Origin of the sequence: Pantoea sp. 1B4, assembly GCF_016925765.1 — a bacterium.
Lineage (GTDB): Bacteria > Pseudomonadota > Gammaproteobacteria > Enterobacterales > Enterobacteriaceae > Pantoea > Pantoea agglomerans.
This window is the reverse complement of sequence record NZ_JAEUWZ010000001.1, coordinates 1,742,105-1,762,506: the sequence shown is the minus strand read 5'-3', so window position 1 is coordinate 1,762,506 and position 20,402 is coordinate 1,742,105. Positions and strand designations below refer to the sequence as shown.

The window sequence follows — 20,402 nt, the reverse complement described above, 5'->3', positions numbered from 1 at the left end:
AGAACTTTTTTATTACGCGTCAATCTGTTCATTGAATAACGAGGCATAAATGTCAAACAGTCAGCGTTTTGAAATTACGGCGGGATACAGCCATTTACTGGGGGCCAACTTTGATGGTCAGGGCGTGAACTTCGCCCTGTTCAGCGCCCACGCCGAGCGGGTTGAACTCTGTCTGTACGATCCCAGCGGTAAAACGGAAATTGCCCGTCTGGAGCTGCCGGAATATACCCATGAAGTATGGCACGGCTATATTCCGGGCCTGCAGCCCGGCGCGCTTTATGGCTATCGCGTCTATGGCCCTTATGACCCGGAAAATGGTCATCGCTTTAACCCGAACAAAGCTGCTGCTCGATCCCTACGCCCGTGAACTGGCGGGTGACATCGCGTGGAACGAAGCGCACTTCGCTTACGATCTCTATCATGACGATAAAGATCTGACCTTCGACAGCCGCGACAGCGCGCCGTTTACGCCAAAGTGCCGGGTGATCGATCCCAACGAATTCGACTGGCAGGATAAAAACCGCCCGAATGTGCCGTGGCCGAAAACCGTTATCTATGAAACCCACGTTAAGGGCTTCACGCAGCTCAACACCGCCCTGCCACCTGAAATGCGCGGCACCTTTGACGGCATGAGCCACAAATCGACCGTCGACTACATTAAAAGCCTGGGCATTACCTCGGTCGAACTGCTGCCGGTACACTGGTTCCCGGATGACCAGCACCTGCTGGATAAAGGGCTGAAAAACTTCTGGGGATATAACACGCTGAACTTCTTTGCCCCCGCCACCCGCTACTTTGGGCCGCGCGGCATTCAGGGCTTCCGTGATATGGTGCGAGCCTTCCATGATGCCGGTATTGAGGTGATCCTCGACGTGGTTTACAACCACACCGCCGAGGGGAATGAGCTGGGGCCAACGCTGTCGTTTAAAGGCATCGATAACTTCTCCTATTACCGTACGTTGCCAGACCAGCATCGCTATTACATTAACGACACCGGTACCGGTAACACCGTCAACACCTCGCATCCGCGTGTGCTGCAGATGGTGCTCGATTCGCTGCGTTACTGGTCAGAATCAATGCATATCGACGGCTTCCGTTTCGATCTGGGTACCATTCTCGGTCGCGAGCCTGATGGTTTTGACCCGCGCGGCGGCTTCTTCGATGCCATCATGCAGGACCCGGTCCTGTCGCAGAAAAAGCTGATTGGTGAACCGTGGGATATCGGTCCGGGCGGCTATCAGGTGGGCAGCTTCCCGCCAGGCTGGGCAGAATGGAACGATCAGTATCGCGATACGGTGCGTGACTACTGGAAAGGCAACAACGTCTCCACAGACTTTGCTGCCCGCCTGCTGGGTTCCGGCGATCTCTACGATCAGCACGGTCGTCGTCCATGGGCCAGCGTCAACTTTATCACCGCGCACGATGGCTTCACCCTCAACGATCTGGTGTCGTACAACGACAAACATAACGCGGAGAATGGCGAAGACAACAACGACGGCCACAACGACAACCGCTCTTACAACTACGGGGTTGAAGGCCCGACCGATGATGAAGGCATCAACGCGGTGCGCGAGCGTCAGAAGCGCAACTTCCTCGCCACGCTGATCTTCTCACACGGTACGCCAATGCTGCTGGCGGGCGACGAGTTTGGCCGCAGCCAGATGGGCAACAACAATGGCTACTGCCAGGACAGCGAAATCTCCTGGGTACACTGGGATAACCTGCCGGAATCTGCCGAGGCGCTGCGCGAGTTCACCCGCCAGATCCTGACGTTACGTGCTCAGCAGCCGTTACTGCGCCGTGAAAACTGGCGTGATGGCATGGATATTAAATGGTTTAACGCCGGTGGCGGCTTCCAGCAGGCTGAGCAGTGGGATGAGGGATCAACGCTGGGCGTCTATATCGGCCGACCGGACCTCCAGACCGAGGAAGGCATCTGGCACGACGTCCTGATGCTGTTCAATCCGTTTGAAGGCAATGTACCGTTCCAGATCCCGCAGTTTGGTGAAGGCGGCTGGGTGCTGGAACTGACCACCAGCGACACCGCGAAGCGCGGTCTGGTGATCACCAAAGAGAAGGATTTTGAACTGGAAGGACGCAGCTTCGCCCTGTTCAGACGTCCATAGCCGCTCACCCGGTTAAAAAGCAGTCATCTGGCGCAGCGCATTTCGCGCTGCGCTTGTGTTTCTGGCGATCGCTGCCAGGCTTAACCGGTTGTTAACAGTGAGAATTGATGCTGAAAAGGAGGCATAATGTCCAGATTTACGCAGAAAGTTGTGGTTGTGACAGGTGCCGGATCCGGCATTGGCGAAGCCAGCGCAAAACGCTTCGCTGAAGAGGGTGCATCAGTGGTGCTGGTGGGCCGTACCGCGCAGAAACTGGAAGAGACGCTGGCCGACATGACGCCAGGCGATCACCTGGTGGCTGCCTGCGACGTCTCAGAAGCCGCACAGGTTAAACAGCTGTCAGAAACCGTGCTGAAGAAGTATGGCCGTGTTGACGTACTGGTAAATAACGCCGGCGTCATCGTGCAGGGCCGCATCCATGAAGTCGACCTCGACGCATGGAAAACCCTGATGAAAACTGACCTTGATGGGGTTTTCCACGGCGTACACTATTTCATGCCTGCCCTGTTAAAGAGCAAAGGCAACGTGGTTAACATCTCTTCCGTTTCCGGTTTAGGCGGCGACTGGGGCATGAGCATCTACAACGCGGCTAAAGGGGCGATTACCAACTTCACCCGTGCGCTGGCGATGGACTACGGCGCAGATGGCGTACGAGTCAATGCAATCTGTCCCGGCTTTACCTTTACCGATCTGACCGAAGATGCCAAACAGGATCAGGCGCTGCTGGAGCGCTTTTACGACCGTATTCCACTGCGCCGGGCCGGTGAAGCGGATGATATCGCCCGTGCCATTCTCTTTATTGCCAGCGATGAAGCCAGTTATATTACCGGCGTTAATCTGCCGGTCGATGGCGGAATTACCGCTTCAAATGGCCAGCCTAAACAGGCTTAAATAAAGAACAGGGCAGCGTCTTTACGCTGCCTTTTTTTATTCTAACCGGCCCGCAGCATTAATTCCCTTTATTATCCTTCTGCCACAGCAGAACAATAACTGCCTGCATACAAATTAATGTTTTGGCGTATGGCGGGTTGGCGTTGCCGCGCGTGCCGGTTTAATTGCCGTGCTGCTGGTCGGGCAAATAAAAGTGCTCAGGCAGGCATTACAGAGTATGGCATTAGCGTGATGGACTTTCGCCACGGCCAGCGCCTGCTGGCGGGTATAAAGCGAACCAATAAAAACGCGTTTATCGTTCTTTGACAGATTAACGCAACCTTCTTTGTGTAAAATCCACCCACCCATGGGACGCGGGCACAGATAATAGTAGCTGGCTTTGAGCATGGTAGTCATCCTGATAGTTGCTGTATGTATCTTAAAAAACGAACCAAAATTCGTAAGAGGTTTTTTTTGTAATCTGAAGCTTTATTAAACTAACTGAGAATTATCCCTAAAACCACTTTATTGCGTAAGTCTGGCTGACTTTGAGAATATGCCCTTTTTCATTGCTTATGTCGCTTCAGGCATTCCACGCGCTGTAACGCCCTCACCCTCACTGTCGCCCCGCTTACATTTATACTGCTAATGCATCATTAAAAAAAGCAAAAATCAAAAAAAATACCTTAAAAACAATACCTTATAAAATCAACCTGCGCGCCAGGGGTGACGCGCTACTCAGATATGATTAGAGCAGAAGCTGAAAAATATCATCCCCGCAGGGGTATTTATGAGTATTGATAAACTGAACCTGAATAAGAGTGAAAGTGGTGCACAGCGTGCCTTTAAGCGGAACGCCAGCTCCCCCTGGCATCAGGGATTTATCAATACCAGCGGGCGTAATTAACAGCGACCGGCTTGAAAAAGTAAAACGATCGGTTTACTTTTAAAGCATGAATAAGAGAAACGATATCATCCAGGCCGCCGAGCGGCTCTTCTACACCCACGGTTTCCACGCCACCAGCACCGACAATATCTGTCGCGAAGCGGGCGTCTCTACCCGCACGCTCTATCATCACTTCGCCTCACGCGAAGCGCTGACCGCAGCGGTACTCGACGCGCGCGAGCAGCGCTTTATGGCCGATCTGCTGCCACCGCAACAGCCTGATGCGATAGCGCATCTGTTCAGGGTGCTGGGCGAGTGGACGGCAGCGAACGGTGCCCGTGGCTGCTTCTTTCTGAAAGCCTGGGGAGAGTATGCCGAGCGGGACAGTGAACTGGCCGCTCAGGCGCTAGCCTTCCGGGCCACGATGCGGGCTTATATCACCCTTTGTGTGACGCATCTGCGCGGTGCTGAAAATAAGTCGCTGAGTGATGCTATCTGGATACTCTTTGAGGGTGCCATTACCACGGCGCTGATTACCGGTCCCGCCGCTGCTCAACAGGCGGCGCAGGTCGTCAGTCAGTTACTTCAGAACAGGGCGACAGGATGAGATCGCCCATCGCGCTGGCGCTGACCGGCTTCAGCCTGATCGCCGTGACCTATGGCATGGCGCGCTTCTCATGGGGATTGATGCTGCCCGCTATCTCAGCGGAGATCCCGTTCAACCCGCAGCAGGCGGGTATGCTGTCAGCCTGCAGCTTTGTGGCATATTGCCTCACCATTCTTACCGCAGCCGCGCTGGCGGATCGCTATGGCACCCGGCTGACGGCGCTGCTGGCCTCACTCAGTGCGACGGCGGGTCTGCTGCTGCTCGCCTGTGCCTCATCAACGCTGCTGCTGGCGGCCGGACTCTTTATTGCCGGATTGAGTGCCGGTCTGGCTTCACCCGCACTGGCGGCGGCGGTCAGTGATCGAATTCCTGCTGCGGGTCAGCCGCGCATCAATACCCTGATCAATGCCGGCACCAGCGCGGGCATTATCCTGACGGTGGTCATCCTGAGCGTTCTGCCCGGCGGCTGGCGTGCCGCCTGTCTGCTGTTCGCTTTGCTGTCGCTGGCCTGTGTGCTGCCGGTGATGCGCGTGTTATCGGGTGACGCCGCCAGCCGCCCCACCAGAGTGCGTCACTGGCACCAGCGGCTTTATCGCCGCTCCATGCATCGTCTGATGAGTATTGCGTTGATTTCGGGTCTGGTCAGTGCAGCCTGGTGGAGCTTTGGGTCAGCGCTGCTGCGACAGCATGTCGGTGTTGATGAGGAGACCGCCCGCTTACTCTGGCTGATTGCCGGAGGCGCAGGCATCGTCGGTGCGGCAACCGGGCCGGTCGCTGCCCGTATCGGGCTGAAGGGTGTATACCGATTCTCACTGTGCGGGATGGCAGTGCCACTGCTGGTGCTGGCCTGGAGTCGGGGCGAATCCACCGGCTTAGCGATCGCGGTTGCCTGCTGTGGCGCAGGTTACGTCACGCTATCGGGCGTGCTGCTGGTGTGGGGCGCACGCGCCACTGCTGAAGATCCGGCGACCGGCGTCGGCATCCTGTTCTTTATGCTGGCGGTGGGCCAGGTAGCGGGATCGCTGCTGTTTGGTCAGCTCTACGCCTCTTTGGGTGCCAGTACGGCATTGACGCTGTTTGCGGTCAGCGCCCTGCTGTTGCTGTTTATTGCACCCGCGCAGAACAGCAGCGAGTCGGCTAAATAAGCAGGCGTAAACGAATAGGTTGGCAGAAAACAGGGAAGTTAGAAATAGCGTCGATGCTATTTACCAGACAGTGCCAATATTATCGCCCGGGGAATGAGGAAATATTACGCAGGTGTTATGGCTGAAGCGATAAACTCATCGCGGCGTCCGTTCAGATCGCGCGGATATTTTTAATGCGTGGATTTATTTTCTGCTGAAGTAAATCTTCTTCGGGACCCAGATAATAAGGCACAGCACACTGCTTACCATCTTTGGTAAAAATAATCTGGTTATCATACAGGAATAACGCAGTAAAATGGCCCAGTACCACACCATTTAATTCAAAGCAGTGATTTCTTGCTGCACGCAGCCCCTGCTTACTATTCAGAAAATCAACAAATCGCATCACGCTGCGCCTCCAGTTAATAAATCAACCTCATCAGAACCGCGACGATAATAGCCTTAACGCCGGCCCGGATCATCCGGCTGACGCTGTTTTCAGAATAGGCTTAATTACCATTCAGTAGTGGCACTAAACCGACGTGATTTTTTATCTGCTTCCTGCCAGGAATAATCCTGGAGAATGACGCACTCATAAAATTTCATGAGCGCGTAATATTTATATTGCGCCCTCACATCGCCCGCTATACCGTTGTTTTTCCACCAGGTGCAGACTTTCGGGGCAAAACCGCATAATGGAAATTTTTGAGGCAGATGAACGCCACATCACGGCGATTCAGCAGATCTACGCCTGGCATGTCCTTAACGGCACCGGCTCATTTGAGACAGTGCCGCCCGACGCGGCAGAGATTGGCGAGCGGATGCGGAAGATTCAGCAGGCGGGCCTGCCGTGGTTTATCGCTGTCAGCGACGGAGAAGTACGTGGGTTCTGCTATCTGACGCCTTATCGCCCGCGCCATGCCTACCGGCATACGCTGGAGGACTCAATTTATATCGATCCCGGATTTCAGAAGCGCGGAGCCGGTTCGCGCCTGTTAAACCATGTAATCCGCTGGGCTGAGCAGGCAGGGTTCCGCCAGTTGATCGCCAACGTCGGCGACAGCGAGAACCAGGGCTCGATTGCCGTACATCGCGCCGCAGGCTTTGAGATGACAGGTATCCTGCGCTCGGTAGGTTTTAAACAGGGTCGCTGGCTGGATACCGTTTTTATGCAGCGCTCTCTGGGAACGGGCAATACCACGCTGCCGGTTGATTAAAACAGAATCAGAGTGAGAAAGACGTACTGGCCCTCGTTTTCCCCGGAAGAAGCTTCTGGTAAGGTGCCATAACAAAAAATAAAAAATTCCGGAAACCTTTATGTTGTCGACAATCATCTATCGCAGCCACATTACTGAACATGTGCCGCTTGAGATCCTGAATGGTTTGGCGCGGAAAGCGAATAAAATCAATAAATCCTCAAGCGTCACCGGAATTTTATTATTCAATGGCACGCATTTTTTCCAGCTGCTGGAAGGTCCGGAGGCGGCGGTCAATGCAGTTTACAGCCGGATTTGCCAGGATCCACGCCACCATAATCTGGTCGAACTGCTGCGCGATTACGCCCCGGCACGCCGTTTTGGCCACGTCGGTATGGAGCTGTTCGATCTGCGGCTGCATGATAAAGAGATGGTACTGGAGGCGGTGCTGGCAAAGTGCACCACAAAGTATCAGCTGACCTATGCCGATCGTGCACTGCAGTTCCTGCGCACCTTTGTCGAAGCGCGGGAAAAAGAGAACTATTTTGAGATCCCGGCCGCCAGCGGCTGGACGTTTATCTGTGACGAGTCAGAACAGCGTGAAGGCAACGCATCGCTGGTGGCTGCGGATGAGGTCAGCTTTGCTTTTCAGCCGATCGTTGACCCCTTCGCCTGCGAAATCGTCTCGCTGGAAGCGCTGCTGCGCGGCCCGCAGGGTGAACCGCCGCTCGACTATTTTGCCCGACTGTCACGTGAGCAGCTCTATCAGCTCGATCTGAGGTCGAAAAAGATCGCCTTCGCCCAGGCGAAGCAGCTGGGGATTGAGGGAATGACTCTGTCGATCAATCTTCTGCCGATGACGCTGGTGGAAGTGCCCGACGCCGTCCCGTTTTTGCTGGATGAGATTGCTGCGCAGGGACTGGTGCCAGAGCAGATCATGGTTGAATTCACCGAGAATGAAATTATCTCGCAGCCTGAGGCCTTTGAAGCCGCCATCAGGCAGCTGAAGGCGGCCGGCATCAGCCTGGCGCTGGATGATTTCGGTGCCGGTTTTGCCGGCCTGTCGCTGCTGACGCGCATTCAGCCCGACAAGATTAAAATCGACCGTACCATCATCGCTGATGTGCATAAAAGTGGGCCGAAGCAGGCGATCATTCATGCCATTCTGAAATGCTGCTCCTCGCTGGAGATCGGTGTTATCGCCGAGGGTATTGAACAGCCGGAAGAGTGGATGTGGCTTGAAGCGGCAGGCGTGACCCAGTTTCAGGGCTTTCTGTTCTCAAAACCTGTACTCAATGGCGTTGCGGCCGTGGCCTGGCCGGAGCTGATCTGACCGCCTCTGCGATTTGGATGAATTTGCAATTTCCTGCCTTGCTGGATCACCCGGCGGCTGCTAAATAATTAACAGCCCCGGGGGATCATCTTTCTGTCATCTTCCCGCGGCAGAGTCAGTCATTACCCAGTCAGTGATTAAATGTTTAGCAGTCAGATGTTCAGTGTTTAGGCCAGCGCTACGCGCCATGCGTGCGACGTGACTCCAGGGACAGCATTTGAGGAACTGAATGAAGCAAATCATCCGCGGTGATAAAGAACCCTCCCATATTCTCGCAGCGACTCGTGCGCTTGAAGCGCACTACTCCCGCTACGGAGAAGGTAATAAGTACCATCCCGTTATCTATTCCATCGCCTACCGCAGCCGGTTTTATCAGGTTGAGGTGATTACCCGACGTGAAACCATGGTTGCCTCGGTGATTACTGGCGTTCGCAACCTGACGCATCTCTCCGGCGCCGCCTGACGGCCACCTGTCATCCTGCGGGGGGCAGATTGCCCCCGACTCCCCGTTTAGCGTCGGTAGAGTGAATTCGCCGGAAAGATTGCGCCAATCACGCTTTTTTCCCGTGCGCCCGTCACCGCAGGCAGATTGCCCGGCAGGCCGGAGAGCGTGCGGAAAGCCAGCCAGGCAAACGCCAGCGCCTCCATATCGTCACCACTGACACCCGCCGCATCGGTAGTCGTTACTTCCGTTCCCGGAAGATGCGCTGCCAGTCGTGCCATCAGCAGCGGATTGCGGCTGCCGCCGCCACACACCAGCAGACGGTCGCAGCCATCATTGAGTAACACCTGCTGCGTGATGGTGATGGCGGTCAGCTCGACCAGCGTAGCCTGCACATCCTGCGCAGCCAGACCCGGGAAATAGCGCAGATGCTGCTCCAGCCAGCTGAGGTTGAAATGTTCGCGCCCGGTGCTTTTCGGCGGCGGCAACGCAAACCAGGGCTCACGTAGCAGCGCCTCCAGCAGTGCCGGAATCACCGACCCGCTGCGCGCCCACTGCGCATCTTTGTCATACGGCTGAGCCTGATTACGCCAGATCCAGGCGTCCAGTAGCATATTGCCGGGGCCGGTATCGAAGCCGCGTACCGGCTGACCTGGGATCAGCAGCGAGAGATTGGCGATGCCGCCAATATTCAGCACCATGCGGCGTTCAGAAGCATCCATCAGCAGCGCCTGATGAAAGGCAGGCACCAGCGGCGCGCCCTGCCCGCCCAGCGCCATGTCACGGCGGCGGAAATCTCCTACCACGGTGACGCCGGTGGCCGCCACGATCTGATTATGATCGCCAATCTGCAGCGTATTGGGTGCGTCACTCTGTGGCTCATGCCAGACGGTCTGACCATGACAGCCAATCGCCGTGATATCGCTGGCTTCAAGCGATTCGCGCTTCATTAATGTCACTACCGCTTCAGCAAACAGCTGGCCGAGGCGGGTATCAAGCTGGCCGAGCTGCGACAGCGTCAGGGACTGTCCCTGACATATCGCCAGAATCGCCTGACGCAGTTCTGGTGGCATCGGATGGCAGTAGCTCGCCTGCTGCGCCACCATATTTTCATCAATGGCAGCCAGCACCACATCCACTCCATCCAGGCTGGTGCCTGACATTACCCCAATATAGCGTCCTGATTTCATAGCCATTCCTTACTTCCGGCGGGAGGTGCGATTCATCTGCGGTTAGCCTGACAAATAATGATCGCTAATTCTATGATTAAATTCTTTTTTATCCAATCGTGCTGACTGATAACGTAATGGGACTATTTTTAATCCACGATTGAATTATTGTTGATCCTGCATAGTCTATGCTTCGTCCAGCCGTGTTTTATTCGGACAGGGATTAATTTGCCAGGTTTGTGTCTTATACTGTGAGCAGGATACAGCGGTAAACGTGGCACCTTCTCGACTAAAGGAGTTTCAAATGATTAAGCGTGTAATTGTGGTCGCTCTGGCCGGTGTGATGCTGGCAGGTTGTAGCAATACCAGTACGCTGTCGGGTGATACCTACAGTGCCAGTGAAGCTAAGCAGGTGCAGAGCGTTTCGTACGGTACCTTAGTCTCAGTACGTCCGGTAAAAATCCAGGGCGGCGATGAGAGCAATGTCATCGGTGCTATCGGTGGTGCGGTGCTGGGTGGCTTCCTGGGTAACACCATTGGTGGCGGCAGCGGACGTAGCCTGGCGACAGCCGGTGGTGCGGTTCTGGGTGGCGTAGCAGGCCAGGGCGTACAGGGCGCAGTCAATAAAACCGATGGCGTTGAGCTGGAAATCCGTAAGGATGATGGCAACACCATCATGGTGGTTCAGAAACAGGCCGCCACGCGTTACTCTGTTGGCCAGCGTGTTGTGATGGCATCCAACGGCAGCCAGGTGACGGTTTCACCTCGCTAATGAAGCTAACAAAAAAACCGACGCCTGGGCGTCGGTTTTTTTATTTCTCTTTATGCTGAAGTTCGAGAATGTTTTTCTCAAGCCGGGCGATCAGCGTCACCATCTGACTGATCTCTTCCCGACTGATGCCGGACAAAATGTCATCCCGCGTCTCATCAATCACACTCTCAACCTGTTCGATAATCGGCTCGGCCTGCTGCGTCAGCTTAATGCGCTTGGCACGACGATCGTTGGCGCAGGTCGAACGGGTGATTAATCCTTTCTCTTCCAGCTGATCCAGCGTGCGCACCAGCGAAGGCTGTTCAATACCAATCGCCTTGGCTAACTGAATCTGCGACTGTTCGGGCGGCAGTTGATGAATATTGTGCAACGTCACCCAGTGAGTCTGAGTCAGCTCAAGCGGCTTCAGCCGCTGATCAATCAACGCGCGCCAGATGCGCACCAGGCGAGATAAATCCGTTCCGAGGGGCGTATCCATTTCATCTCCTTATAATTAGCTTGCTAGCTATCAAGCCAGATTTTACACTATTCTGCGAGTTTACAGGACAAATTACAAATCCCGGACCAGGCCACGATAACGTGGCAGCGCTTTCAGTCTGACGTTTGGGTTAACGAAGGATGTTATCACGTGCTCACTCCTGCTTTTTCAGGTGCGAATCCGCTGACCGATCTGGTGGTGGGTGCCTCACTGTTTTTTCCGCCGATATTTAAAGCGGTGATCCTCGGCTTCTTTTTCTGGCTGCTGATCCACCCTCTGGTGCGTGGCTGGATCTACTCCGGCGATGTCTGGCATCCCACCCTGTTTGATCTCTCCCTGTTTGTGCTGTGCGTTACCGCCGCACTCTGGCTCATCGGTCACGGATAATCGATATGAAATTTAACGCGGTAAAATACTTCTCCACGCTGATCGTGTTTGCCCTGGCGCTGCTGGCCGCTGGCTGGCTCTGGAACTACTACATGCAGTCGCCCTGGACCCGTGACGGGAAAGTACGGGCAGAGCTGGTGGATATCACGCCTCAGGTGTCGGGACGAATTACGCAACTGAAGGTCAAAGACAATCAGTTTGTGCATCAGGGCCAGCAGCTGTTAACGCTCGACCCGGTGCCGTGGCAGATCGCGCTCGACAATGCCGCCGCCCAGCTCAGCAAAGCGCAGGCGGATCTCGCGAAAGCGCAGCATGAATTTAACCGTCGCAGCAGCCTGCCGCGCAACATCATCTCCGCAGAGGACCTTGATGCCGCGCGATTAAGCGCCGGCGCGGCGGCCGCCAGCACCAAAGCGGCACAGGCGGAGTGGGAACGGGCGCGCTGGAATCTGCAGCAGACGACGCTGACCGCACCGGCGGATGGCTGGATCACCAATCTGACGCTGCGTCCCGGCAACTATGCCACCGCGGGTTCGCCTCTGTTTGCTCTGGTCGACAGCCACTCTTACTACGTAATGGGCTACTTCGAAGAGACCAAACTGCGCCATATTCACCCAGGCGCAGCGGCCCAGGTGGTGCTCTACAGCAATGGTATGCGGCTGCAGGGTCAGGTGGATAGCATTGGCCGCGCCATCTATGACCAGAGCATTGAGACCGACAGCGGCCTGGTGCCCGATATCAAACCCAACGTGCCCTGGGTGCGGCTGGCGCAGCGGGTGCCGGTGCGTATTCGTCTCGACCCGCTTCCTGCCGATGCAGACCTGGTGGCGGGAACCAGCTGCACCATCACCATCCAGCCATGAATTTTCAGTGGCTGGCCTGGGATCAACTGCCCTGGATTAAGGCGAACGCCGGCCAGTGGCGCTATGCGTTGCGCAACGCTATTGCGATGTGCCTGGCGCTGAGCATCGCCTACGCACTGGATCTGGATGAGCCGTACTGGGCAATGACCTCTGCTGCCGTGATTAGCTTTCCCACCGTCGGCGGCGCGATCAGTAAAAGTCTGGGGCGCATCGTTGGCAGTCTGATGGGGGCCAGCGCTGCGCTGCTGATCGCCGGACATACGCTTAATGAGCCGTGGCTGTTTACCTTTGCCATTGCCGGCTGGCTGGCGCTCTGTACCGGCATAGCGAACCACTACCAGAATAATGTTGCCTACGCCTTTTCGCTGGCGGGCTACACCGCCGCCATCATCGCCTTTAGCAGCGTTAACATCATCGATATCACCTCGCTATGGACCATCGCTCAGGCACGGGTTTGCGAGGTGATCTCCGGCATTCTCTGCGCCGGATTAATGATGATGGTACTGCCGAGTACCTCCGATGGTGAGACGCTGATTACCTCACTGAAACAGATGCATGCCAGGCTGCTGGAACATGCGGTGTTACTGCTGCAGCCCTCAGCCAGCGAGACCATCCGGACCGCGCATGAAAATGTCATCAGCCAGATTCTGACCATGAATCTGCTGCGGATTCAGGCGTTCTGGAGCCACTACCGCTTTCGCCGACAGAACAACGTGCTGAACTATGTGCTGCACCAGCAGCTGCGACTCACCAGCGTGCTCTCCAGCCTGCGACGCATGCTGCTGAACTGGCCCGACGCGCCTGAGGCGCTGTTTGAGGCGCTGCAACAACTGATGGCGGAGCTGGCGAAACCGGCGTGTGATAAATATCGTCTGGCACAAATCCTGCGCAGCGTGACCCCGGCAGCGGATGGCGACTACCGGCAGCGCGCTTTTTGTCAGCGGCTGCGCTACTTCTGCTGGATGTACCTCAACGTGCAGCGCTGGATCCGCCTGCTGGATCGCGCCGATGCCGACACCCGTTTTCAGCCACCGCCGGTTCCGGCGCTGGCGCGCGACAGTGACAGCGCCGAGGCGGGCTGGAGCGCCCTGCGTACCTTCAGCGTTATCGTGCTGGGCTGCGCCTTCTGGATCAATACGCAATGGTCTTCAGGTGCAGCCGCGCTTACCTTAACCGCCATAGCCTGTGTGCTCTACGCTTCATCACCTTCACCTGGCGGCAGCGTCACGCTGCTGCTGAAGACCCTGCTGTGGCTGTTTGCGTTTAGTTTTGTGATGAAGTTTGGGCTTATGGTGCAGATCAGTCAGCTGTGGCAGTTTTTGCTGTTTCTGTTCCCGCTGCTGGTGACGCTGCAACTCTTTAAGCTGCAACAGAAACAGCGCGCCGGGATGTGGGGACAGTTCATCGTCTTTATGGGCTCGTTTATCGCGGTGACTAACCCGCCCACATGGGATTATCAGGACTTCTTTAACGATAACATCGCCAAAGTCTGCGGGGTGCTGCTCGCCTGGCTGGCGTTCCAGATTCTGCGACCCAGCTCCGATGCGCGGCGCAGCCGACGGCATATCCGGGCGCTGCGGCTGGCGTTTCTCGATCAGCTGCGGCAGCGGCCCCGGCTCAGGGAGAGCCGCTTCGAATCGCAGATTTACCACCGTATCAGCCAGCTCAGTCACAGCCGGGATGAGCAGGCTCGCGTCTGGCTACTGCGCTGGGGCGTGGTGCTGCTCAACTGCTCGCATATCGTCTGGCAGCTGCGTGAATGGCGCGCCGGTTCAGCCGCACTGATGGGGTTTCGCGATCACTGCCTGCAAGACTTACAGCAGATTATCAGCAGCCGCGGCGTGCGCCACAGCTCGCTGGATCGGATGCTGACGGAACTGGAGGAGACCATCACCGCGTTACTGGCACTGGAAAGCAATGAGGCCAGCGAGCTGGCGGGGATTATCTGGCGGTTACGCTGTTCACTGGCACAGCTGAAGCAGGCGGTGCCGGAGTGATCACTGGCAATATTGCTGCTGTTGCCGGTTAAAATCATCCTGCAACTGTTGCAGCGTTTTATGGCCTTCGAAGCGGGTTTTATCCATTTCGGTCATCGGTTCAATCACCAGCACTTTCTCATCGGGTGAGAAGATAAACCGGCGTGTCAGTTCGGTACCGGTAAAACTCTGACCATGAATGCCACCGCACACCATCGTCATGGTGCGGCGATAAATAGTGCTATCCGTGAAATTGGTTTCGGTGGCGCTGCGAAAGACCTGATCGCAACCCTGCGCTTCCAGCTTACGCACCATGTTGCGGCTCAGCCATTCACGACCCTTCGCGATCTTTTCACAGGTGATACGCATTGGGTTGGTATCGATGGTGCGCTGCAGTTCGCGTCCGGTTTCGGTGACCAGTTGCGTATCATTGGGTTTATCGCATCCCACCAGCAGCAGACATAGCAGTAATGCGCCCTTGAATTTCATTTTCCTGCTCCTTTCCCCATCACGCTTTCTTACCTGAATCAATATCATAGGGGGGGAAATGTCAGGGATGGTACAACAATTCATAAACAGGCAGGAGAAAAGCGGGCGGCCATCGCCTGCCGCCCGGAAACTCAGATTACACCGCAGGCGTAGCGTGCCCCGCCACCGCCCAGCGGTTTAGGATGGTCAGCATGATTGTCACCGCCGACGTGCACCATCAGCGCTTTGCCTTTGATCTCTTTTAACGATTTCAGACGCGGCGCCAGCACCGGATAAGTAGCGCTGCCTTTGTCATCGACATAGACCGCGGGCAGGTCGCCCAGGTGCCCCTCTGCATAAGGCCCCAGATGTTTGCCGCTGTTGGCTGGATCAAGGTGACCACCCGCCGCACCGGCGGCGACCACTTTGCCTTCAGACTCGCCCGGTTCACAGCTGCCTTTAGCATGAACATGGAAACCATGAATGCCCGGCTGAAGGCCCTGCAGATCCGGCGTGAACTGCAGACCATACTGTGTCTCGTCAATCTTAACGGTGCCCAGCGATTTCCCAATCCCTTCAGCGGTAACATGATGGATCGTAACCTGCTCGCTGGCAGCCTGTGCTGAGCCGCAGGCGATCAGTGCGAATAGGGCAACTACTTTCATTTTCATGGTGACTCCATTTGCATACCAGGGTTTGAGATAAGTCTGGTCGCTGTTGCACTATTTTGCCGGAGATTGACGCAGTTTTACGCTTCAGGGCACATCAAATCCCAGCGCCGCCTTGCGAATACGGAACCACTGCTGACGCGACAGGGATAAGTTCAGTGCTCCGGCGGCTTCGCTGACCCGCGCCGTTTTACCTGAGCCGATGATTGGCAGCGGGCGTGATGGCAGCATCAGTATCCAGGCATAGACCACCTGCTCAAGGCTGGTGGCACCGGTTTCCTGCCGCACGGCTTCCAGTTCGTCTCGCAGCGGCTGGAAATGGGGATCGTTAAACAGGCGACCGCCACCCAGACAGGACCAGGCCATCGGACGAATACGCAGCTGCTGACACTGATCCAGCGATCCATCCAGCAGCACACTTTGCTGCACGGGTGAGATCTCCAGCTGATTTGTCACCAGCGAGAACGGCAGACGGGATTGCAGCAGGGAAAACTGTGATGGTGTGAAGTTAGAGACGCCAAAATGCAGAACCTTGCCGCTGTGATGCAGCGCCATAAAGGCTTCGGCCACCTCGTCAGCCTCCATCAGCGGATCGGGACGATGGATCAGCAGCAGGTCGAGACGATCGGTATGGATATGGCGCAGTGAGTTTTCAGCACTCTGCAGGATATGACGTTTGTCGGTAATGTAGTGGCCTATCTGATGCTCAGGCTGGGCGCGGGTGGCGATGCCGCACTTGGTGACAATCTGTAGCTGGTCGCGCAAGCCGGGTGCCAGTTTCAGTGCCTCGCCAAACGCCGCCTCACACTGGTAGTCACCGTAGATATCCGCATGGTCAACGGTGGTGATGCCGAGTCTCACGTGGTGCTCAATAAAGGCGACCCGTTCCTGTGGCGACATCCCCCCACTCCATCAGACGCCAGTACCCCATGACCAGCGGTGAAAAATCGGGCCCCTGTGAAGCGATGGCTTGCGGTTCTAACATGACGTTCTCCCTGTTGCGCGTTGGCTGAAATTAGCGTGTCAGAGAGTATAACGGAAAGCGCAAAGTCGTCAGAATAACTCCGGCTGTTGTGGCGCGTGTGGCTCCTCACCTTTCTGTTGCCGTTGCAGACGCTGACGCCGCTGCTGACAAAGACGAATGACCTCACGCTTTTGCGCATCGCTGAACCGCAGCCAGTTGAACCGCTCATCGCGGCTGCGTAAACATCCCAGGCAGTAGCCGCGCGCATCCGTCTGGCAGATGCCGCGACAGGGGCTGGGAACCGGGAAAAACTCAAGCTGCTCGGCCACCACGCCTCCGGATTCACAGAATAAACAGTCCAGTAAAAAGCGTAGCCTGGTTGCGCAGGAAGTAAGCCATACCCGGTCAGAATTATCCTGTTCTTTGACTCGGGAGTGAACACTCTGTGCCAAATAGAGAGGGTTGCGTTGCATTAGACCGACTGGTCTACTAATCTCACTGCTATGAATAAGACGCTACAACGCAACGAAACCCGCGAACACCTGCTCCAGACAGGTGAGCAACTCTGTCTGCAACGCGGCTTTACCGGAATGGGCCTCAGCGAACTGCTGACGCAGGCGGCGGTGCCGAAAGGCTCCTTCTACTACTACTTCCGTTCTAAAGAGGCGTTTGGCGTGGCGTTACTGGAGCGCTATTTTGCGCGTTTCCTGCAGGATGTGGCGTTGCAGCTTAACCAGACCGAAGGCACGCCGCGGGAGCGTCTGCTTAACCACTTTCGTGCTGCCGTTGATCTGTTTGTTCAGCAGGGCCACATCGTAGGCTGTCTGGGCGTCAAAGTCTCCGCGGAGGTGTGCGATCTCTCAGAGCCGATGCGTGATGCATTGCAGCAGGGTGCCGGAAAGATCACGGCACTCTACGCCCGGACCCTGATTGCCGCAGAGCAGCAGGAGTCGCTGAGCCTGCCGCAGCCCCCCGCGCAGATGGCGGAATTGCTGTCGCTGCTGTGGCTGGGTGCCAGCCTGCAGAGCAAAATTTCCCGCGAGGCGCAGCCACTGCGTCTGGCATTGAGTACCATCGAACAGTGGCTTGAACGCCGCTGATTTTTAAAAAACATGTTTGTAGACGACTGGTCTACTAATCAGGAGCTATTATGGCGAGTACCCAGCTGTTTCGTCCGCTAAAAGTCGGTGCAATTACCGTCCCAAACCGCGTATTTATGGCACCGCTGACCCGTCTGCGCAGCATTGAGCCAGGCGACATCCCTACCCCGATGATGGCTGAATATTATCGCCAGCGCGCCAGCGCCGGTTTGATCATCACCGAAGCGACCCAGATCTCTTTCCAGGCGAAAGGCTATGCCGGTGCGCCAGGCTTACATACTCAGCCACAGATTGCAGCGTGGAAAGCGATTAACGAAGGCGTGCATCAGGCTGGCGGTCACACCGCAGTACAGTTATGGCACACCGGTCGTATCTCACATAACAGCGTACAGCCGGAAGGCAAAGCACCGGTTGCGCCATCGGCGATTGCCGCTGGCACCCGTACCTCTCTGCGTGCTGAAGATGGTAGCGTCTATCGCGAAGATACCTCAACGCCGCGTGAGCTGACAGTGCCAGAGATTAAGCAGATTGTGGCAGATTTTGGTCAGGCTGCGGCCAACGCGCGTGAAGCGGACTTTGACCTGCTTGAGCTGCACTCGGCGCACGGTTACCTGATGCACCAGTTCCTGGCACCTGGCTCAAACCAGCGTACTGATGAATATGGCGGCAGCATCGAAAAACGCGGCCGCTTTGCGCTGGAAGTGGTTGATGCGGTGATCGCTAACTGGTCAGCCGATCGCATTGGTATTCGCGTCTCACCTATCGGCAGCTTCCAGAATCTGGACAACGGCCCGGATGAAGAGGAAGCGGCGCTGTGGTACATCGGCGAGCTGGCAAAACGCAACATCGCCTATCTGCACCTCTCTGAGCCAGACTGGGCCGGCGGTCAGCCTTACACCGACGCTTTCCGTCAGAAAGTGCGTGATCTCTTCCCGGGTGCCATCATTGGTGCCGGTGCCTATACCGTTGAGAAAGCGGATGACCTGATTGGTCGCGGCCTGATCGATGCGGTTGCGTTTGGTCGCGATTACATTGCTAACCCGGATCTGGTTGAGCGTCTGCAGCAGGACGCCCCACTCAATCCACAGCGTCCGGAAAGCTTCTACGGCGGCGGCGCGGAAGGTTATATCGACTACCCGACGCTGTAACCGGTTCGGGCTGCCGTCCGGGATGATGACGGCAGCCATTATTCAAAGGCGATTTTCATCGCTATACTTAGCGCCTGGGTCATCGGGCGATGGCGTTTTATTTAAAAGAGGATGTTATGCGTTTACTTCATACCATGCTGCGCGTTGGCGATCTGCAACGTTCAATCGATTTCTACACCCGTGTGCTGGGCATGCGCGTGTTGCGTCAGAGCGAAAACACCGAATACAAATATACCCTGGCATTTGTTGGCTACACCGACGAGAGCGAAGGTGCGGTGATCGAACTGACCTACAACTGGGGCGTCGATAAGTATGACCTCGGTGATGCCTATGGTCATATTGCGCTGGGCGTTGATGACGCAGCAGCGGCCTGCGAACGTATCCGCAAAGATGGCGGCAACGTGACGCGTGAAGCTGGCCCGGTTAAAGGCGGCTCCACCATTATTGCCTTTGTTGAAGATCCCGATGGATACAAAATCGAGCTAATCGAAAACAAAGATGCCGGTAACGGCCTCGGCAACTAAACCTGCCTGTCAGCCTGCCCGGTCGGGTGGGCTGAATCCCCTTCTCTGCGCTACATCTGCTGCACCCGGCCCCGTTTTTTGCCATAATACGCGCTGCCCTTTTTCTGCAACGAGATCCTGATGTCTGAATCGAATTCCCCTAATGCACTCAATCAACGTTTCCGTGGCTTCTATCCGGTGGTGATCGACGTTGAAACCGCGGGTTTCAATGCGCAAACCGATGCGTTACTGGAGATTGCCGCTATCACGCTGAAAATGGATGAAGAGGGATGGATTCAGATTGACCAGACGCTGCATTTCAACGTCGAACCTTTTGTCGGGTCGCTGCTGCATCCCGAAGCCCTGGCCTTTACCGGTATCGATCCCAGCAATCCGCTGCGCGGCGCGGTCAGTGAATATGAGGCGCTGCACGCCATTTTCAAAATGGTGCGCAAGGGCATTAAAGACAGCGGCTGCAATCGCGCCATTATGGTGGCGCACAATGCCACCTTCGACCTGAACTTTATGTCAGCGGCGGCGGACCGAGCCAGCCTGAAGCGCAATCCGTTTCACCCGTTTGCCACCTTTGACACCGCAGCCCTGAGCGGGCTGGTTTTGGGTCAGACGGTGCTGGCGAAAGCCTGTATTGCGGCGGGAATGGAGTTTGACAGCACGCAGGCGCATTCGGCGCTCTATGACACTCAGCAGACGGCAACGCTGTTCTGCGAGCTGGTGAACCGCTGGAAACGGTTAGGCGGCTGGCCACTGCCCTTCGCGGAAGGCGATGCAGAAGCCACGACATCCGCATAAGGGATGCCGCAATGAAAAAGGCCGACGTGATGTCGGCCTTTTTTTATTCTGCTTCTTTAAATTTTTCTGCGGTCTCTTTGATCAGCGTCTGCAGTTCACCACGCTGTAACATTTCAACGATGATGTCGCATCCACCGACCAGCTCGCCATCAACCCACAGCTGCGGGAAAGTTGGCCAGTTAGCGAATTTCGGCATCTCGGCACGAATGTCCGGGTTCTGCAGAATATCCACGTAAGCAAAACGCTCACCGCAGGCTGACAGCGCCTGCACCGCCTGTGCAGAGAAACCGCAGCTTGGCAGTTTCGGGGAACCTTTCATGTACAGCAGGATCGGGTTTTCTGCGATCTGGCGCTGAATTTTTTCTACAGTACTCATAATTGCCTTCCTTAATTCGTCACATCGTGTTTGTTTATTGTAGCGACTTCGCAGCGTGACTGAAAACGAGATTTTGATCGCTGCCCGATTAAATCGCCATCATTGTTAAGTCCTGCTCCGGGACACCTGAATTCCT

22 protein-coding genes and 2 pseudogenes are annotated in these 20,402 nt (G+C 56.0%); 15 read left to right on the top strand and 9 right to left on the bottom strand.

Going from position 1 to position 20,402, the window contains the following annotated elements; all coding sequences use genetic code 11:
* Nucleotides 1-49 precede the first annotated feature (49 nt).
* Nucleotides 50-2,126 (top strand): annotated as a pseudogene (glgX, locus tag JNO11_RS08590) (glycogen debranching protein GlgX).
* A gap of 126 nt (nt 2,127-2,252) precedes the next feature.
* Nucleotides 2,253-3,017, top strand: a complete 765-nt coding sequence (locus JNO11_RS08585; protein ID WP_010245522.1) for an SDR family oxidoreductase — start codon at nt 2,253-2,255, stop codon at nt 3,015-3,017.
* A 114-nt stretch (nt 3,018-3,131) separates the two neighbouring features.
* On the opposite strand, the gene JNO11_RS08580 is transcribed toward JNO11_RS08585, so the two are convergent.
* Nucleotides 3,132-3,404, bottom strand: coding sequence for a hypothetical protein (locus tag JNO11_RS08580; RefSeq protein WP_010245525.1), 273 nt, complete (start codon nt 3,402-3,404; stop codon nt 3,132-3,134).
* Between the two features lie 545 nt (nt 3,405-3,949).
* Between JNO11_RS08580 and JNO11_RS08575 the strand changes: the two genes are divergently transcribed.
* Both JNO11_RS08575 and JNO11_RS08570 read left to right on the top strand, forming a co-directional pair.
* On the top strand, nt 3,950-4,489 hold the full coding sequence (locus tag JNO11_RS08575; RefSeq protein ID WP_325177181.1) for a TetR/AcrR family transcriptional regulator: 540 nt from the start codon (nt 3,950-3,952) through the stop codon (nt 4,487-4,489).
* Nucleotides 4,486-5,634, top strand: a complete 1,149-nt coding sequence (locus JNO11_RS08570; protein ID WP_325177180.1) for an MFS transporter — start codon at nt 4,486-4,488, stop codon at nt 5,632-5,634. Before JNO11_RS08575 ends, JNO11_RS08570 begins: the two co-directional genes overlap by 4 nt.
* Before the next feature lie 151 nt (nt 5,635-5,785).
* On the opposite strand, the gene JNO11_RS08565 is transcribed toward JNO11_RS08570, so the two are convergent.
* On the bottom strand, nt 5,786-6,019 hold the full coding sequence (locus tag JNO11_RS08565) for a hypothetical protein (RefSeq protein ID WP_325177179.1): 234 nt from the start codon (nt 6,017-6,019) through the stop codon (nt 5,786-5,788).
* Nucleotides 6,020-6,308: 289 nt separating this feature from the next.
* On the opposite strand from JNO11_RS08565, the gene JNO11_RS08560 reads away from it, so the two are divergent.
* From JNO11_RS08560 to JNO11_RS08550, 3 genes are all read left to right on the top strand, one after another.
* Nucleotides 6,309-6,830 carry a GNAT family N-acetyltransferase gene (locus JNO11_RS08560; RefSeq protein WP_010670047.1) on the top strand — a complete coding sequence of 174 codons (522 nt, stop codon included), beginning with the start codon at nt 6,309-6,311 and terminating at the stop codon, nt 6,828-6,830.
* A gap of 100 nt (nt 6,831-6,930) precedes the next feature.
* Nucleotides 6,931-8,142, top strand: a complete 1,212-nt coding sequence (locus JNO11_RS08555) for a diguanylate phosphodiesterase (RefSeq protein ID WP_325177178.1) — start codon at nt 6,931-6,933, stop codon at nt 8,140-8,142.
* Between the two features lie 229 nt (nt 8,143-8,371).
* Entirely contained in the window at nt 8,372-8,605 is a 234-nt protein-coding gene (locus JNO11_RS08550) for a DUF4060 family protein (protein ID WP_010245542.1), read from the top strand.
* 47 nt (nt 8,606-8,652) lie between these two features.
* Here JNO11_RS08550 and anmK read toward each other — a convergent pair whose 3' ends face one another.
* The gene (anmK, locus tag JNO11_RS08545) at nt 8,653-9,774 is read right to left on the bottom strand and encodes an anhydro-N-acetylmuramic acid kinase (RefSeq protein WP_122458590.1); all 1,122 of its coding nucleotides are present in this window, start codon (nt 9,772-9,774) and stop codon (nt 8,653-8,655) included.
* 283 nt (nt 9,775-10,057) lie between these two features.
* Between anmK and slyB the strand changes: the two genes are divergently transcribed.
* Nucleotides 10,058-10,525, top strand: coding sequence for an outer membrane lipoprotein SlyB (gene slyB / locus JNO11_RS08540; protein WP_010245548.1), 468 nt, complete (start codon nt 10,058-10,060; stop codon nt 10,523-10,525).
* A gap of 40 nt (nt 10,526-10,565) precedes the next feature.
* Here the strand turns inward: slyB and slyA are convergent, their stop codons facing one another.
* Nucleotides 10,566-11,003 carry a transcriptional regulator SlyA gene (slyA, locus tag JNO11_RS08535; protein ID WP_010245551.1) on the bottom strand — a complete coding sequence of 146 codons (438 nt, stop codon included), beginning with the start codon at nt 11,001-11,003 and terminating at the stop codon, nt 10,566-10,568.
* Nucleotides 11,004-11,153: 150 nt separating this feature from the next.
* Between slyA and JNO11_RS08530 the strand changes: the two genes are divergently transcribed.
* Genes JNO11_RS08530 through JNO11_RS08520 form a run of 3 tightly spaced genes read left to right on the top strand, consistent with a single transcriptional unit; the run spans nt 11,154 to nt 14,250 of the window.
* On the top strand, nt 11,154-11,390 hold the full coding sequence (locus tag JNO11_RS08530; protein ID WP_010245554.1) for a DUF1656 domain-containing protein: 237 nt from the start codon (nt 11,154-11,156) through the stop codon (nt 11,388-11,390).
* Nucleotides 11,391-11,395: 5 nt separating this feature from the next.
* Nucleotides 11,396-12,253, top strand: a complete 858-nt coding sequence (locus JNO11_RS08525) for an HlyD family secretion protein (RefSeq protein ID WP_033771647.1) — start codon at nt 11,396-11,398, stop codon at nt 12,251-12,253.
* Nucleotides 12,250-14,250 (top strand): FUSC family protein, encoded by a 2,001-nt coding sequence (locus JNO11_RS08520; RefSeq protein WP_325177177.1) that lies wholly within the window; start codon nt 12,250-12,252, stop codon nt 14,248-14,250. Before JNO11_RS08525 ends, JNO11_RS08520 begins: the two co-directional genes overlap by 4 nt.
* Here the strand turns inward: JNO11_RS08520 and JNO11_RS08515 are convergent, their stop codons facing one another.
* The 4 genes and pseudogenes from JNO11_RS08515 to JNO11_RS08500 form a co-directional block, all read right to left on the bottom strand.
* On the bottom strand, nt 14,251-14,718 hold the full coding sequence (locus JNO11_RS08515; protein WP_010245563.1) for a hypothetical protein: 468 nt from the start codon (nt 14,716-14,718) through the stop codon (nt 14,251-14,253).
* A gap of 131 nt (nt 14,719-14,849) precedes the next feature.
* Nucleotides 14,850-15,368 (bottom strand): superoxide dismutase [Cu-Zn] SodC, encoded by a 519-nt coding sequence (sodC, locus tag JNO11_RS08510; protein ID WP_325177176.1) that lies wholly within the window; start codon nt 15,366-15,368, stop codon nt 14,850-14,852.
* Nucleotides 15,369-15,452: 84 nt separating this feature from the next.
* A pseudogene (locus JNO11_RS08505) lies at nt 15,453-16,350 on the bottom strand (aldo/keto reductase family oxidoreductase).
* Between the two features lie 68 nt (nt 16,351-16,418).
* On the bottom strand, nt 16,419-16,658 hold the full coding sequence (locus tag JNO11_RS08500; RefSeq protein ID WP_010245573.1) for a DUF1289 domain-containing protein: 240 nt from the start codon (nt 16,656-16,658) through the stop codon (nt 16,419-16,421).
* Between the two features lie 174 nt (nt 16,659-16,832).
* Between JNO11_RS08500 and JNO11_RS08495 the strand changes: the two genes are divergently transcribed.
* The 4 genes from JNO11_RS08495 (at nt 16,833) to rnt (ending at nt 19,890) form a co-directional block, all read left to right on the top strand.
* The gene (locus JNO11_RS08495; RefSeq protein ID WP_010245576.1) at nt 16,833-17,429 is read left to right on the top strand and encodes a TetR/AcrR family transcriptional regulator; all 597 of its coding nucleotides are present in this window, start codon (nt 16,833-16,835) and stop codon (nt 17,427-17,429) included.
* A 50-nt stretch (nt 17,430-17,479) separates the two neighbouring features.
* Entirely contained in the window at nt 17,480-18,577 is a 1,098-nt protein-coding gene (locus JNO11_RS08490; RefSeq protein WP_010245578.1) for an alkene reductase, read from the top strand.
* A 116-nt stretch (nt 18,578-18,693) separates the two neighbouring features.
* On the top strand, nt 18,694-19,101 hold the full coding sequence (gene gloA / locus JNO11_RS08485; RefSeq protein WP_010245580.1) for a lactoylglutathione lyase: 408 nt from the start codon (nt 18,694-18,696) through the stop codon (nt 19,099-19,101).
* A gap of 120 nt (nt 19,102-19,221) precedes the next feature.
* The gene (rnt, locus tag JNO11_RS08480; RefSeq protein ID WP_187510835.1) at nt 19,222-19,890 is read left to right on the top strand and encodes a ribonuclease T; all 669 of its coding nucleotides are present in this window, start codon (nt 19,222-19,224) and stop codon (nt 19,888-19,890) included.
* A gap of 43 nt (nt 19,891-19,933) precedes the next feature.
* Here the strand turns inward: rnt and JNO11_RS08475 are convergent, their stop codons facing one another.
* Nucleotides 19,934-20,269, bottom strand: coding sequence for a Grx4 family monothiol glutaredoxin (locus tag JNO11_RS08475; protein ID WP_170933470.1), 336 nt, complete (start codon nt 20,267-20,269; stop codon nt 19,934-19,936).
* Nucleotides 20,270-20,402 lie beyond the last annotated feature (133 nt).

Excerpts from the sequence above, each read along its gene's own strand:
- JNO11_RS08585 (WP_010245522.1), top strand. The coding sequence starts at position 2,253 with ATGTCCAGATTTACGCAGAAAGTTGTGGTTGTGACAGGTGCCGGATCC.
- JNO11_RS08580 (WP_010245525.1), bottom strand. The coding sequence starts at position 3,404 with ATGCTCAAAGCCAGCTACTATTATCTGTGCCCGCGTCCCATGGGTGGG.
- JNO11_RS08575 (WP_325177181.1), top strand. The coding sequence starts at position 3,950 with ATGAATAAGAGAAACGATATCATCCAGGCCGCCGAGCGGCTCTTCTAC.
- JNO11_RS08570 (WP_325177180.1), top strand. The coding sequence starts at position 4,486 with ATGAGATCGCCCATCGCGCTGGCGCTGACCGGCTTCAGCCTGATCGCC.
- JNO11_RS08565 (WP_325177179.1), bottom strand. The coding sequence starts at position 6,019 with ATGCGATTTGTTGATTTTCTGAATAGTAAGCAGGGGCTGCGTGCAGCA.
- JNO11_RS08560 (WP_010670047.1), top strand. The coding sequence starts at position 6,309 with ATGGAAATTTTTGAGGCAGATGAACGCCACATCACGGCGATTCAGCAG.
- JNO11_RS08555 (WP_325177178.1), top strand. The coding sequence starts at position 6,931 with ATGTTGTCGACAATCATCTATCGCAGCCACATTACTGAACATGTGCCG.
- JNO11_RS08550 (WP_010245542.1), top strand. The coding sequence starts at position 8,372 with ATGAAGCAAATCATCCGCGGTGATAAAGAACCCTCCCATATTCTCGCA.
- anmK (WP_122458590.1), bottom strand. The coding sequence starts at position 9,774 with ATGAAATCAGGACGCTATATTGGGGTAATGTCAGGCACCAGCCTGGAT.
- slyB (WP_010245548.1), top strand. The coding sequence starts at position 10,058 with ATGATTAAGCGTGTAATTGTGGTCGCTCTGGCCGGTGTGATGCTGGCA.
- slyA (WP_010245551.1), bottom strand. The coding sequence starts at position 11,003 with ATGGATACGCCCCTCGGAACGGATTTATCTCGCCTGGTGCGCATCTGG.
- JNO11_RS08525 (WP_033771647.1), top strand. The coding sequence starts at position 11,396 with ATGAAATTTAACGCGGTAAAATACTTCTCCACGCTGATCGTGTTTGCC.
- JNO11_RS08520 (WP_325177177.1), top strand. The coding sequence starts at position 12,250 with ATGAATTTTCAGTGGCTGGCCTGGGATCAACTGCCCTGGATTAAGGCG.
- JNO11_RS08515 (WP_010245563.1), bottom strand. The coding sequence starts at position 14,718 with ATGAAATTCAAGGGCGCATTACTGCTATGTCTGCTGCTGGTGGGATGC.
- sodC (WP_325177176.1), bottom strand. The coding sequence starts at position 15,368 with ATGAAAATGAAAGTAGTTGCCCTATTCGCACTGATCGCCTGCGGCTCA.
- JNO11_RS08495 (WP_010245576.1), top strand. The coding sequence starts at position 16,833 with ATGAATAAGACGCTACAACGCAACGAAACCCGCGAACACCTGCTCCAG.
- JNO11_RS08490 (WP_010245578.1), top strand. The coding sequence starts at position 17,480 with ATGGCGAGTACCCAGCTGTTTCGTCCGCTAAAAGTCGGTGCAATTACC.
- gloA (WP_010245580.1), top strand. The coding sequence starts at position 18,694 with ATGCGTTTACTTCATACCATGCTGCGCGTTGGCGATCTGCAACGTTCA.
- rnt (WP_187510835.1), top strand. The coding sequence starts at position 19,222 with ATGTCTGAATCGAATTCCCCTAATGCACTCAATCAACGTTTCCGTGGC.